This is a genomic window from Rugamonas aquatica, assembly GCF_009380215.1.
GTDB lineage: Bacteria > Pseudomonadota > Gammaproteobacteria > Burkholderiales > Burkholderiaceae_D > Rugamonas > Rugamonas aquatica_B.
In genome coordinates, this window is the sequence record NZ_WHUG01000001.1 from 206,117 (window position 1) to 219,734 (window position 13,618).

At 65.4% G+C, this 13,618-nt stretch carries 11 protein-coding genes and 2 pseudogenes; 5 read left to right on the forward strand and 8 right to left on the reverse strand.

What is annotated here, in order from left to right:
* The first annotated feature begins 3 nt into the window (after positions 1-3).
* Positions 4-906, forward strand: coding sequence for a U32 family peptidase (locus GEV02_RS00950; protein ID WP_152836086.1), 903 nt, complete (start codon positions 4-6; stop codon positions 904-906).
* Complete coding sequence (ubiT, locus tag GEV02_RS00955; protein ID WP_152836087.1) at positions 903-1,400, forward strand: ubiquinone anaerobic biosynthesis accessory factor UbiT; 498 nt, start codon at positions 903-905, stop codon at positions 1,398-1,400. The genes GEV02_RS00950 and ubiT overlap by 4 nt, the downstream gene beginning before the upstream one ends.
* Here the strand turns inward: ubiT and GEV02_RS00960 are convergent.
* Together GEV02_RS00960 and GEV02_RS00970 are read right to left on the reverse strand one after the other, a co-directional pair.
* Positions 1,397-2,104, reverse strand: a complete 708-nt coding sequence (locus GEV02_RS00960; RefSeq protein WP_152836088.1) for an anaerobic ribonucleoside-triphosphate reductase activating protein — start codon at positions 2,102-2,104, stop codon at positions 1,397-1,399. The genes ubiT and GEV02_RS00960 overlap by 4 nt on opposite strands.
* A gap of 1 nt (position 2,105) precedes the next feature.
* Positions 2,106-4,322, reverse strand: a pseudogene (locus GEV02_RS00970) (ribonucleoside triphosphate reductase).
* 242 nt (positions 4,323-4,564) lie between these two features.
* On the opposite strand from GEV02_RS00970, the gene GEV02_RS00975 reads away from it, so the two are divergent.
* Complete coding sequence (locus tag GEV02_RS00975; protein WP_152836090.1) at positions 4,565-5,026, forward strand: DUF4188 domain-containing protein; 462 nt, start codon at positions 4,565-4,567, stop codon at positions 5,024-5,026.
* A 235-nt stretch (positions 5,027-5,261) separates the two neighbouring features.
* Positions 5,262-5,675: a nuclear transport factor 2 family protein gene (locus tag GEV02_RS00980; RefSeq protein ID WP_174998917.1), complete on the forward strand. Its 414-nt coding sequence runs from the start codon at positions 5,262-5,264 to the stop codon at positions 5,673-5,675.
* Between the two features lie 5 nt (positions 5,676-5,680).
* Here the strand turns inward: GEV02_RS00980 and GEV02_RS00985 are convergent, their stop codons facing one another.
* From GEV02_RS00985 to GEV02_RS01005, 5 genes and pseudogenes are all read right to left on the reverse strand, one after another.
* Entirely contained in the window at positions 5,681-6,268 is a 588-nt protein-coding gene (locus GEV02_RS00985; protein ID WP_152836092.1) for an SCO family protein, read from the reverse strand.
* Complete coding sequence (locus GEV02_RS00990) at positions 6,265-7,107, reverse strand: formylglycine-generating enzyme family protein (RefSeq protein ID WP_152836093.1); 843 nt, start codon at positions 7,105-7,107, stop codon at positions 6,265-6,267. Before GEV02_RS00990 ends, GEV02_RS00985 begins: the two co-directional genes overlap by 4 nt.
* Positions 7,104-8,488: pseudogene (gene nirK / locus GEV02_RS33785) on the reverse strand (copper-containing nitrite reductase). Before nirK ends, GEV02_RS00990 begins: the two are co-directional and overlap by 4 nt.
* Before the next feature lie 169 nt (positions 8,489-8,657).
* On the reverse strand, positions 8,658-8,924 hold the full coding sequence (locus GEV02_RS01000; protein ID WP_152836094.1) for a DUF2249 domain-containing protein: 267 nt from the start codon (positions 8,922-8,924) through the stop codon (positions 8,658-8,660).
* 57 nt (positions 8,925-8,981) lie between these two features.
* Positions 8,982-11,255: a nitric-oxide reductase large subunit gene (locus tag GEV02_RS01005; RefSeq protein ID WP_152836095.1), complete on the reverse strand. Its 2,274-nt coding sequence runs from the start codon at positions 11,253-11,255 to the stop codon at positions 8,982-8,984.
* Between the two features lie 186 nt (positions 11,256-11,441).
* Here GEV02_RS01005 and GEV02_RS01010 point away from each other — a divergent pair, with 186 nt between their 5' ends.
* On the forward strand, positions 11,442-11,861 hold the full coding sequence (locus GEV02_RS01010; RefSeq protein ID WP_152836096.1) for an Rrf2 family transcriptional regulator: 420 nt from the start codon (positions 11,442-11,444) through the stop codon (positions 11,859-11,861).
* Here the strand turns inward: GEV02_RS01010 and GEV02_RS01015 are convergent.
* Complete coding sequence (locus GEV02_RS01015; protein ID WP_152836097.1) at positions 11,854-13,614, reverse strand: hypothetical protein; 1,761 nt, start codon at positions 13,612-13,614, stop codon at positions 11,854-11,856. The genes GEV02_RS01010 and GEV02_RS01015 overlap by 8 nt on opposite strands.
* Positions 13,615-13,618 lie beyond the last annotated feature (4 nt).

Below are 13,618 nucleotides of genomic sequence, written 5' to 3' on the forward strand. Positions count from 1 at the left end.
ACCATGATGAAACTTGCATTGGGTCCGCTGCTCTACTATTGGCCGCGTGCCGACGTGATGGCGTTTTATGAAGAGATGGCCGCGACGCCGGTCGACATCGTCTACCTGGGCGAAACGGTGTGCTCGCGCCGCCACGAACTGCGCGCCGCCGACTGGCTGGACCTGGCGGCCATGCTGGAATCGCGCGGCAAGCAGGTGCTGCTGTCCTCGCTCGCGCTGATCGAATCGAGCGCCGACTTCGGCGCCCAGCGCCGGCTGGCGGGCAACGGCCGCTACCGGGTCGAGGCCAACGACATGGGCGCGGTGCAGCTGCTGTCGGGGCAGGGCGGCTTTGTCGCCGGGCCGCATCTGAACATCTACAACCCGCCGACGCTGTCGCTGCTGCACGGGCTGGGCGCGCAGCGCTGGGTCATGCCGCTGGAGATGGGGCGCAGCGGGCTGCGGCATATGCAGGCGCAGCGCCCAGCCGGCATGGAGACGGAGGTGTTTGCGTTCGGCCGCATGCCGCTGGCGTTCTCGGCGCGCTGCTTCACCGCGCGCAACCGCAACCTGCCCAAGGACGATTGCCGCTTCAGCTGCATCGAGCATCCGGACGGCCTGATGATGCGGACCAAGGAGAAGCAGGAATTCCTGGTGCTGAACGGCATCCAGAGCCAGTCCGCACTGGTGTACAACCTGATCGGCGAAATGGGCGAGATGAGTGCGATGGGCGTCGATGTTGTGAGGCTGAGCCCGCAGTCGCAGCATATGTCGCAGATTATCGCGGCTTTCGATGCTGCGCGTGGCGGCGCCTCGCAAGCCACGCCGACGGCGCTAGCCATGGAAGCGCTGCTGCCGGCCGCCGCCTGCAACGGCTATTGGTACGGCCAGCCCGGACTCGACTATCACCTGGAGCACGCAGCATGAATCCCGTTACCACTCATCAATCGGGCGGCGCGGCGCGGCCGCTGCCTGCGGCGCTGGCGGCGTTCGGCCGTCTGCTGCCGGCCTATCCCGGCGCGCTGCTGTGCGTGGCCGCGCTGAATCTGGTGCTGCGTCCGCAGTTGCCGGACGATGTGCGCGCCAGCCTGCAGGGCAAGCATATGCGCGTGTGCGTCACCGATGGCGGCGTGTCCTTCGACTTTACGTGGCGCGGCCAGGGCTTCGCGCCGCTGCGTTCGGCGGGCGAGCCGGACCTGGAAATCGGCGCCTGCACGCGCGACTTCATCGCTCTGGCCCGGCGCGAGCAAGACCCGGACACGCTGTTCTTCTCGCGTCGTTTGTCGATGCAGGGGGATACGGAATTGGGATTGCTGGTCAAGAACACGCTGGACGCGACCGCGCTGCCGTTGACGGAACTGGGCAAGCAGGCCTTGACCCGCTTGCTCGACATTCTGCCGGGCCGTCGCGCCCGCGCCTAGTGGTTGCGGCGCACGCTGAAGCGGGAGAACAGCGGCGCGATGCGCGCCAGCAGCTCGTCGCCCGGATAGCCGGCGACGGCGCTGGTCAGCAGCGCCTGGTCCTGGCAGCCGGTGGCGCGGAATTCCTGCAACACATAGTTGTCGACGCCCAGTTCGGATAGCGTGTGCGCCAGCGCCGTCAGCTGCGCCGGTGGCAGCTGGGCTGGATGCACGGTGGTGCGGCACTCGTAATCGACACCGCTGGCCAGCACGGCGGCGATGCTGTCGCGCACCGGATCGCCGCTGCCGGCCACGCCGGTGACGGCGCTGTAGTGGGCGAAGGGCGCCTTCACGTCCAGCGCCACCCAATCGAGCAGCGGCAGCAGGCCGGCCAGGCGCTCAGGATAGATGCCTGCCGTTTCCAGTCCGATCTTGAAGCCCAGTGCCCGCACCTGGCCGATGGCGCTTGCGAGCGCCGGGTCCATCGTGGCCTCTCCGCCGCAGAACACCACCGCATCGAGCAAGCCCACGCGTCGTTCCAGCGCCGACAGTATGTCCACCCACGGCAGCGGGCTGGCGTTCGTGCGCGGCTGCAAGTGCGGATTGTGGCAGTAGCCGCAACGCCACGGACAACCCTGCACGAACACCACGGCCGACAGCAGGCCGGGATATTCGGTGGCGCTGAACGGCGTGTAGCCGCCCACCTTGAGGCTGGCCTGGCCCATGTCAGCGGCCCGCGTTGACAGCGGCTTCGCTGAAGAATTTACGTTCATGGAACTCGCCCTGCTTGCCGATGTTGAAGGAGGCGAGCGGACGGTGGTAGCCCATCACGCGGGTCCAGATCTCGCATGGCTGGCGCTCTGCGTTGTCGAGTTCGGCGATGGTGGTTTGTGGCAGATTGTTCATGATAGTCCTTGGTTGAGTTTAAAAAGTTCAGGCATTGACGGCCTGTTTGCGGGCCAGCAGTTCGGCATCGCATTTCGGGCAGTAGGCATGGCTGCCGTTGAGGTAGCCGTGCTTGGGGCAGATCGAGAAGGTCGGTGTGACCGTGATGTAAGGCAGGCTGAAGCGGCTCAGCGCGCGCCGCACCAGCGAGCGGCAGGCGTCCGCGCTCGACAGCGCCTCGGTCATGTACAGATGCAGCACCGTGCCGCCGGTGTACTTGCGCTGCAAGGCATCCTGCTGCTCCAGCGCCTCGAAGGGATCGTCGGTGTAGCCCACCGGCAGCTGCGAGGAGTTGGTGTAGTAGGGCATGTCCTCCGTGCCGGCCTGGCGGATCGCCGGATAGCGCTTGCGGTCTTCCTTGGCGAAGCGGTAGGTCGTGCCTTCGGCCGGGGTGGCTTCCAGGTTGTACATATGGCCGGTTTCGGCCTGGAATTCGACCATGCGGGCGCGCACGTGGTCGAGCAGGCGCAGTGCCAGTGCGCGGCCCCAGTCGGAGGTGATGTCGCGCTCGCCGCGCATATCGAAATTGCGCACCATCTCGTTGATGCCGTTCACGCCCAGCGTGGAGAAGTGGTTGCGCAGCGTGCCCAGGTAGCGCTTGGTGTAGGGGAACAGGCCATTGTCCATATGGCGCTGGATCACTTTGCGCTTGATCTCAAGGCTGTCGCGGCCCAGTTCCAGCAAGCGGTCCAGCGCGGCCAGCAGGCCGTCCTCGTCGCCGCGGTGCAGATAGCCGAGGCGCGCGCAATTGATGGTGACGACGCCCAGCGAACCGGTCTGCTCGGCCGAGCCGAACAGGCCGTTGCCGCGTTTGAGCAGCTCGCGCAAGTCCAACTGCAAGCGGCAGCACATCGACCGTATCATGTTCGGCTTGAGTTCGGAGTTGATGAAGTTCTGGAAGTAGGGCAGGCCGTAGCGGGCCGTCATCTCGAACAGGCGTTCGGCGTTGGGGCTGTCCCAGTCGAAGTCCTCGGTGATGTTGTAGGTCGGGATGGGGAAGGTGAAGGCGCGGCCCTTGGCGTCGCCGGTCATCATGATCTCGATGTAGGCGCGGTTAATCATGTCCATCTCGGTTTGCAGCGCGCCGTAGGCGAACGGCATTTCCTCGCCGGCGATGCAGGGGATTTGTTCGCGCAGGTCGTCCGGGCAGACCCAGTCGAAGGTGAGGTTGGTGAACGGTGTCTGCGTGCCCCAGCGCGATGGCACGTTGAGGTTGTAGATCAGCTCCTGCATGTACTGCTTGACCTCGTTGTAGCCGAGCCTGTCCTTGCGCACGAAGGGCGCCATGTAGGTGTCGAAGGAGCTGAAGGCCTGGGCGCCGGCCCATTCGTTCTGCAGGGTGCCGAGGAAGTTGACGATCTGGCCGATGGCGCTGGACATGTGGCGCGGCGGGCTCGATTCCACCTTGCCCGGCACGCCGTTCAGGCCTTCGTTGAGCAGGGTGCGCAGCGACCAGCCGGCGCAATAGCCGGCCAGCATGTCGAGGTCGTGGATGTGCAGGTCGGCCTCGCGGTGGGCGCGGCCGACTTCGGGCGGGTAGACGTGGTTGAGCCAGTAGTTGGCGATGACCTTGCCCGACACGTTGAGGATCAGTCCGCCCAGCGAGTAGCCCTGGTTGGCGTTGGCGTTGACGCGCCAGTCCTGGCGGTCGAGGTATTCGTTGATCGAGGCGGCGACGTCGACCAGCGCGTGGCGGTCCTGGCGCAATGTGGCGTGCTGTTCGCGGTAGACCACGTAGCGACGCAGGGTGTGGCGGTAATCGGCGTCGTAGAGCACGCGTTCGACGGTGTCCTGTATCAGCTCGACGGTCATGTGCTCCTGCGGGCGCAGCGACGACAGGTGGAGCAGCGCGCACTCGGCCAGGTGGCGAGCTTCGGGCAGGTCGAACTCGCCGCTGGCGCGGCCGGCCCTCAACAGCGCCGCCTCGATCTTCGCCAGCGAAAAGGCCTGCTCGCTGCCGTCGCGTTTGGTGATCTGCGTATGAAACAATCCTTGCATGCTTTCTCCTTGATCCCATATCTAGTTGGTTTGAGAAGGTTATGCACTAGATATGGTGCCGTCAATTGTGGAGGACGCAATGTTGAGATTTCTTGATCTGGATTCCGCTTGATCGGCAAAAGGCTCGCGGCAAGTCGCTGCGCGGCTGGCGGAGGCTGGCAGAAAACTTGATCTAGTTAGTTATCAAACAGGCTACAATGGCTGCCATCCGGCTGCCGGACATTAATCGCATGGGAGTGTAGATGATTCGTTCCGAACGCCTGACCGCGGAAGTGGAGGGGGACTTCGTGGTCTTCCTGATTGGCATGCGTATCAACAAGCCGTGGAAAATCCACAAGTGGCTGCCGGTCGTGTTGGCCATGCCGAAGATGCTGCGCGAGTTGATGACTACGCCGGACTCGGGCTTGCTGTCGTTTGAATCGTGGTTTGGCCGGACCACCATCATGGTGCAATACTGGCGCTCGTCCGAGCAATTGCTGGCCTACGCGACCAATAAGGACGCCGAGCACCTTCCGGCCTGGCGAAAGTTCAACCAGGCAGTGGGAACTTCCGGCGATGTCGGCATCTGGCATGAGACGTACAAGATTTCGCCGGGCGCATGCGAGAACGTCTATGCGAACATGCCGCTATTTGGACTGGGCAAGGCTGGCGCCGTACATCCCGCCACCGGAAAACGCTTCAGCGCGAAAGATCGCCTTAAATAGGTGGGTGGGGTCAAGTCTGACATTTGGACACGAACTCGACAGTATCGGCATGCGACGGCTGGGGCCGTGTCCAAATGTCAGACTTGACCCCATTGTTGGGATAGCGGGAATTTTGCAAATGCTTTAAAGTTAACGTCGCCATTTTGATAATGGTTCCGGCCTGGCCGGATCAGGGGCGCCATGCATGGTGTCCGTTCTACGCAGGAATTACATCGCTCACGAGAGGAAGTATTTCATGTCGAACCTTCAAAAGATTGGTGCACTTTTCGAAGCATATGCAAGCAAGAATGTCGCTGCGGTCAGCGATGTCATGACGGAAGATATCGTCTGGCGCATTCCAGGCCATCACCCTCTCGCAGGCGAGAAGCGCGGCATCAGGGAGGTGCTGGCTTTCTTCGATCAGCTTGGAAAAGCTGAGTTCCAAGCTCAGCCCTTCGCTATCGTAGAGCAGGGCGACTATGTCATCGACCACCACCGTGGATGGAGCACCGCTGGCGGCGGCCTGGACTTGACCTGGTGCCTGGTCTTCCGATTCGAGCACGGGAAAATCAAGGAAGTGACCAACTTCTGCTCAGATCAGCACAAGGCCGATCTGTTCTTCCATGAGCATTACCGGCTCAAGCCTATCCCCGAGCGTCTGGCCGAGTAAATTCCTTACCGGATCAGCGCAGCCACGCGCTTGACGAACGCCGGATCGGGCTCGGCATCGAGACGGGTGGTGTCCACCTGCACCGTGCCGCTGGTGTCCAGCAGCGCGATGCGGTTGGTGTGATTGATCTCGCCGCTTTCCAACACCCGATACTTGATGTTCAACACAGCCGCCAGCGCACGCGTCTGGCTGTCGCCGTCGGCTACCACTAGCCGGAATTGCGATGAATCGAGTTGATGCATCTTCAGCAGCCCGGACAGCGTGGCCGGCGTGTCGTGGCGCGGATCCAGGCTGATCATCAGGACCCGCAGCCGCTTGCCGTCTGGCCCCAGCGCGGCCACCGTGCGCTTGAGCGTTTCGATGATGATCGGGCAGGCCGCGTGACAGTCGCCGTAGAACATGGTGATGAGCACCGGCGTGCCCGCCATGTCGCGCAGGGTGAAGTGCTGGCCGCCGGCGTCGGTCAGCGTGGCGTCGAGGCGGTAGATGGAGTTGCCGGGCAGGCTGGCTGCGGCCGGGGCGCTCCAGGCGTGCAGCGGCAGCAGCAGCGCGGCGGCCAGCAGGGCGCGGCGTATGGAGGTGAAATGGTTCATGGTTTGCTTCCTTGATCGTGAGGAGCGGGATCTCGCACGCAGCGGAATCCCAGGTTGGCGCCGTCCTGCCTTGCTTCCATCGCGGACAGCAGGGCCAGGCGCATCAGAATGGCGTAGTTGCGGCGGTCGGCCAGCGAGACGGCCGCGCCGCCGCAGTAGTCGAGCATTTTTTGGTCGCCGTTGGCGCGGCTGTCGGCGTTGACGAACAGGCCGCTGTAGTCTTCGACCCATTCCCACACCAGACCGTGCAGGTCGTGGATGCCGTAGTAGTTGGCCTCGCCGGCGGCCACGCTGCGCGGCGGCTGCTTGCCGGCATCGGCGTACCAGCCGAGGATGTGGGCCAGCCATTCGGCATCGTCGCGGGCGTCTGGGCGGTGGGCGTCTGCTGCGGCGGCGAATTCCCATTCGTACCAGCGCGGCAGGCGGCCGCCTTCGGACTCGCAATAAGCCCGGGCGGCGTACCAGCCGACGCGCACCACCGGGGCGTCGCCGGCCAGCGGTGCGTAATCGGTGGCGCTGCGCCAGCCCGAAAGATAGCTCGGCGCCGCCATCAGCGCGGGTACGACGCCGGGCTGCCAGGCCGGTGTGCGTTGAAGGAAAGCTGCGAACTCGGCGTTTGTCACCAGCCGGGTGCGCAGCAGATAGGGCGCCACGCTGGCCGGCGCCGCCACGCCGTCGGCCGGCAGCACGCTGCGCAGCGTGCCGCCGACGATGGCGCGGTAGCCGGCATCCCCGGCCATGCCGATGGCCGTATCGCCAGCGATGGCCCTGCCGGCGCCAGCTACGGCCAACAGGGTCAGCGCCAGTGCGGCCAGGCGGTGCGCGGCGCGGGGCTTCATGGCTGGCGCGATTTACGCATGTCGCGGACCTGGGCCGGCGTCAGCCCTGGCGCCCCCTTGTTCAACTCGGCGCCGACATAGTTGATGACGGCCGCGATGTCTTCGTCGCTGAGGTCTTGCGGCGGCATCATGCCGTTGTAGTGCTCGCCGTTGACGACGATCTCGCCATTGCGCCCGTTGAGCACGATGTGCGCCATTTCATACGGCCGCTGCTGGAAGAAGTCGGAATTGGCCAGCGGCGGGAACACGCCGGACACACCCTTGCCATCCGCCTGATGGCAGGCCGAGCAGTTGGCGTCATAGACCGCCTTGCCGCGCAGTTGCTGGGCGCGGTCGGCCGCCTTCACGGCAGCCGTGGCGACAGGCTTCTCGGCCGGCTTGGCGGCGGCAGCCGCAGATGCGGTCGCCGCCGCAGCCGCGCCAGGCAAGGCCTTCTTGATGCCCTTGCCGTAGATCTCAGGCCGCTCCGGGCCGCTCACCGCCATCAGACCGATGGCGCCCTTGTTGAAGGCGCGCGTCAGCGAATGGTCCACCAGCGTCAGGTTGCCCGGCACGCGTGGCGTGAACTCGACGATGGTCGAACCGCCCGACGGCACCATCGTGGTCTGCACATTCTCCTGGTAGTGGCTGCCGCCCTCGGTGTAGACGCGGTCGAAGATGGCGCCGATCACGTGGAAGCTGGAGGTGATGTTGGGACCGCCCACGCCGAAGTACATGCGTTGGCCTTGGCGGTCAGCGCGTTGGCGCCGGTCAGCGCGCCGTCGGCGCCGTTGAACAGCACGTAGGTCGGTTTTTCATCGATGGCCTTCTGCATGTCGAAGCCCTGCAGGCCGGGCGCGCGGTAGGCGCCGTTGGTGTAGAACTCGCCTTGCATCACATAGTATTCGCGGTCCACCGGCGGCAGGCCTTCCTTGGGCTCGACCAGGATCATGCCGTACATGCCGTTGGCGATGTGCATGCCGACCGGCGCGGTGGCGCAGTGGTACACGTACAGGCCGGGCGCCAGCGCCTTGAAGGTGAAGCTGGCTTCGTTGCCGGGCGCGATCAGCGTCTGCGCGGCGCCGCCGCCGGGGCCGGTGACGGCGTGCAGGTCGATATTGTGGGGCAGCTTGTTGTCCGGCAGGTTGAGCAGGTGCAGCTCGACGGTGTCGCCTTCGCGCACCCGTATCATCTTGCCCGGCACCGTGCCGCCGAAGGTCCAGAAGGTGTAGCGGGTGCCGGGGGCGATCTCGCGCTCGACTTCTTCCACCGTCAGGTTGACCACCACCTTGGCCGGAGTCTTGCGGGTGATCGGTGGCGGCAACAGCGGCGGCGCCAGCAGTTCCTGGGTGATGGTGGGCAGCACCGCCTCGGGGGCGGCGGCCAGGTTGGCGTGGGTCATGGCAAGTACGGCGCCAGCAAGGCCGGCCGCGACCAGTTTCAATTGCGTTTTCATTGTTATGTCGCCTTTAGTTGTTGGGCGCACTCTCAGTTGAGTGCGCTTCCATGCTAGGGGAAGCAAACGGCAAAATCCTTGACCTGGGTTGTCGAATTCGATATTGGCGGCGGCTTCAGTGCTCGGTGACGAGGAAGTCGATAATCACGTGGCCCGTCACCCGCGATACATAGGCGGCCTGCACGCGCGGGCCGTAGCGGTGCTGGATCTGCGCCAGCAGTGGCAGCGGATCGTGGTCGTTACAGAAGCGCATGATCTCGCCGGGGTTGAGCGCATCGAGCGCGCCGAAGATGGCGGCGTGGCGCAGCCGGCGCGCGACGCCGCGCGCATCGAAGGGATAGATGCCGTCCGGGACGGTGGGTTGGGAACAATCGTGTGGCATGGTGGACTCCTCAAAAAGAAAAGCGGGGCGGCCGCTCAGCCGCCCCGCAAAGAACGATCAGGCGCGGTCTGCGGACACCGCCGCCAGGCGGGCCTTGTTGCCGCGCGCCGTCAGCAGGCGCCAGGCGAACAGCGCCAGGAACAGCGTGCCGATGGCGAACACCACGTCACCGGGCACGCGCATCCAGACCAGCGTTTCCATCAGCTTGGAATGGATCACTTCCGGCGAGCGCGCAAACCACATGCCGGTGCTAACGCTGGCCCAGGCCTGGTAAATACCGGCCGGCACCAGCGAGATGAACACCATCATCGCCAGGCCGAGGTTCAGGCACCAGAACATGACCTTGAGCAGGGCGTCGGACCAGGCCAGGCGGTCACACAGGCCGCGCAGGCAGAACAGCAGCAAGCCGATGCCCAGCATGCCGTACACGCCGAACAGCGCGGCATGGCCGTGGGCTGCCGTCATGTTCAGTCCCTGCATGTAGTACAGCGCGATCGGCGTGTTGATCGAGAAGCCGAGCAGGCCGGCGCCGACGGTGTTCCAGAAGCCGACCGCGATGAAGCACAGGATCGACCATTTGTAGGTGCTGACCCACGGCGCGGCCTTGGAGCGCTGGTAGTTGCGCCATGCTTCGACGCCGATCATCGACAGCGGCACCACTTCCAGCGCCGAGAACATGGCGCCGATGGCGATCACGAAGGTCGGGGTGCCGGTGAAGTACAGGTGGTGCAGCGTGCCGAGGATGCCGCCGAACAGGAACACGATGGTTTCCAGCACGATGGCGCTGTTGGCGGTCGATGCGCGGATCAAACCCAGGCGGGTGAACAGCAGGGCGATGACGGCTGTGGCGAACACTTCAAAGAAGCCTTCGACCCACAGGTGCACCAGCCACCAGCGCCAGTATTCGATCATCGAGTAGTGGGTGTGCTGGCCCCAGGTCAGCGAGGTGGCGTAGAAGCCGCCGATGCACAGCGCGGCCAGGAACACCATGACGATCAGGCCACGGCTTTCCGATTTCCTGACCAGCGCCGGCCACAGCGCGCGGCCCAGCAGCGTGACCCAGAACAGCAGGCCGACGAACAGCAGGATCTGCCAGATACGGCCCATGCTGGTGAATTCCAGGCCCTGGTTGCCGAGCCAGAAGGCGAAGGCATTGCCCTTGTGTTGCAGCGAACCGAGCCAGCCCATGGCGGTCGAGCCGACCACGATGAACAGCAGCGCGTAGAACAGCAGGTTCACGCCCAGCTTCTGGAACTTGGGCTCGTGGCCGGAGATGGCCGGTGCGATGTACAGGCCGGTGGCCAGCCAGGCGGTGGCGATCCACAGCACGGCGAACTGGGTGTGGATGGTGCGGCTGACCACGAACGGCAGGATCTGCGCCAGCGGGTAGCCGAAGAAGCTATGGCCTTCCACCGCATAGTGGGCGGTGATGACGCCCATGCCCACTTGCGCCAGGATCAGGCCGATGACCACGAAGAAGTACTTCTTGGTCGCCAGCATGGATGGCGTAGGCTTGAGGTTGAACAGCGGATCGGTCTTCGGCGGCACAGGATCGGCTTCTTCCTTGGCGGCCGAGTGCACCATCACCATGGCGGCAATCGCGCCTATCATCAGGATGATGCTGGCGATGGACCAGATGCCGGCGCCGGCGCTGGGGCGGTTGTCGATCAGCGGTTCGTGCGGCCAGTTGCTGGTGTAGCTAAGGTCGACGGAACCGGGACGGTCAGTGGCGGCAGCCCAGGCCGACCAGAACACGAAGGCCGGCAAGGCCTTGAGGTCGTCCGGATCGGGCAGCGAATTGGCGTTCATCGCGTACTGTTCGCGCAGATGGTCCAGCGCGCGGTCGTCGCCGAACAGGCTGGTGTAGTGGCTGGCGACTTCGCGGACGGCGGCGGCGCGGTCGGCCGACAGCACGATGGTGCCGGTGGCGGCGTCATAGCTGTTGCGGCGCATTTCCTCCTTCAGCCGGGCGTTCAGCGCGGCCTGGTTGGATTTGCTCAGATCGTCGAAGCTGGCGCCGAAATCGCGCTTGGCCCAGATCTGGCGCAGTGCCAGCGCTTCGCGGTGCAGCCAGTCGGCCGACCAGTCGGGGGCGACGTAGCTGCCGTGGCCCCAGACGGTGCCGAGCTGCTGGCCGCCGGCCGACAGCCAGGCTTGCTGGCCGCGGTCGACCTGGCCTTCGCCGAACAGCTCGTTGCCGTCGACGCTGGTGATGTGTTTGGGAATGGGCGGCGCCGTCAGGTAGATTTCCGCACCCACCCAGCCGAGAACGGCGAAGGAGAGGGCGCAGATGATGGCGAGCCAGGTCCAGAGCTTGCGTGTGGCGTGCATGGCATGGTTCCTTAAGTTGGCTGATGAGAGGATGGAGCGCGAACCGGCAAGGGCCGGATCGACGGAGCCGATTCTAGGCGCGGCGCTTAAACATGCATATTCGATCCCGGTTTTTCTTGATCCAGGTTATGAACAAATATTTTGGATGCATGAATAATGGCGCTGCCCTCTACAACGGAGCCCACCATGCGCCTGACCGCCTTCACCGATTACACATTACGCACGCTGATCTACCTGGCAGGGCAGCAGGACCGGCTGGCGACCATCGCTGAGATTGCCGAGCGCCACGGCATGTCCAGGCACCACCTGACCAAGGTGGTGTACCAGCTGGGATTGACGGGAGTGATACGCACCGTGCGCGGGCGGCACGGCGGCATAGCGCTGGCGCGCGCGCCGTCGGCCATCCGCATCGGCGAGGTGGTGCGGGCCAGCGAGCCGGACTTCCATATGGCCGATTGCTTCGACGCCCGCCAGTCCACCTGCGTGCATGCGGGCCGCTGCTGCGTGCAGGGCATGCTGGGCCAGGCGGTGCTGGCCTACCTGACGGCGCTGGACGCGGTCACGCTGGCCGACATCGCCTGTCCGGCCGCGCCGGCGCTTATTTGAGGATGATGACGTCGTTGCGGACGTCGAAGGTGTGGTCGAACAGGATTTCGCACGCGCACTCGCCGGTTTCCACCACATTGGCCGAGTCGACGATGCCGCCCAGCTGGCGCGCCGCCTGGATCGGATCGCCGCCGGTCGGCGTCTGGTCCAGCGACTGGGTCACGACCACCACCGCCCACTTGCCGTCCGCTTCGTTCAGCGGCAGCGTGAAGCTTCCGGTGTAGTAGGTCGATACGCCTTTCCATGGACCGATATCGAGCCGGCGTTTGTCGATGCACACTTCGGCCAGGTAGGCTTCCCCCTCGTCGTCGCCGGCGTCGAGGATGACGCGGACGATCTCGGGACCGCTCAGCGTGATGGTCTGCACCTCGCCGGCTTCGCCGTGGGCGTCGGCCTGGTCGACGGCGCTGTTGTTGGCGCTGATGGCCGTGGCGTGGATCTTCGTCCCGCAGTGGAACACCTTCAGTTCGACGTGCGTGCTCGGCGGGCAGGCGAAGGCCAGCGGGCGCCCCGGCAGCCGCAGCGCCGTGACACCGGAGGGATTGCCCGGCCCCGGATCGAGCAGGACCGACGAATCCTCGCCGATGAAGACGAACGGCGCAGCGATGATAGGGAAATTCACCTGGGCCATGCCGGCCACCTGATGGGTGAAGCCATGCAGGCAGATCGTGCTGCGTTCGCCATCGGTGTCGCTGTCGATGCGCGCGCAGACGTAGTCCTGGTGCAGCACGCGCTGCACCGCGCGGGTGGGATCGGCGATCGGGAAGCTGTGCGCGACGACGAAGCGCTCCGGATCGCGCTCGCCGGCGCTGGTCCAGATCTGGGCGCAGATGCGCACCGCGTCGCCGCCGGCATAGACGGCGCGGTCGGTGAACACCCGTTTGCCGACCAGTACGTGCTCGTTGGGCCTGTCCTGCGCGATGGATCCGGTGGTGGCGCCGGCATTGGTGACCCGGCTGTAGTCCCAGCGCGTGGCGGTGGTCCAGTAGCGCCCGGGGAAGGGAATGCGGGGCACATCCGCCTCCAGGTGGATCTGCTCGCGGGTGGTTGTCACGCCGGGCGCGGGCACGGTGGTGGTGCGCTGGCCCCAGCGGCTCGGGTCTTCGGCGTCGGAGGCGGCGGCCGCCACCCAAGCGCCGGCGGCGGCAGCCGTCAGGATGCCGGTCAGCGGCGATGGGGCGGTCCAGAAGAACAGGTGCGACAGCGGCCCGCCGCAGGCCAGCCATTCGACCGCGCCGCCAACGTAGTCGGACACCGGCGTGAAAGGCTGGATGGCGTCGTGGCCGGTGTCGCTGCCGTAGACGTGGGCGTTGGACAAGGCCATCGATGCGCCGCTCGACGCGTCGAAGCAGATGCCGCCCAGCGTGCCGTAAGCGGTGGGGAAGGACATGAAGGCGCCCAGGATGGAGGTCGACGTGCCGCCGACCAGCGGGTCTTCCTCGTTGTCGCCGCGCGCGCCGGTGGGACGGTGGGCGCTCGGGCAGGCGGTGCGGCGCGCCATGGTCCAGGGCAGCACGTCGGTCTGATAGCCTTCGACCGCGGCGGCGACCGGCGTGCTGCCCAGCGCACGGATCTCGGCTTCGGACGCCCGTTTGGAGCGGACATGGTATTGCAGCGCCGCTACCATGGTCGGCTGTCCGCCCACCTGCTTCAGGCCGTAGCCCACGCAGACGATGTTGGGGTCGTGCGCCAGCCGCAGCGTTTCCGACGCGGCGGCCTGTTCGAGTGTGACTTTGCTGGCTGGGGCTGACATGATC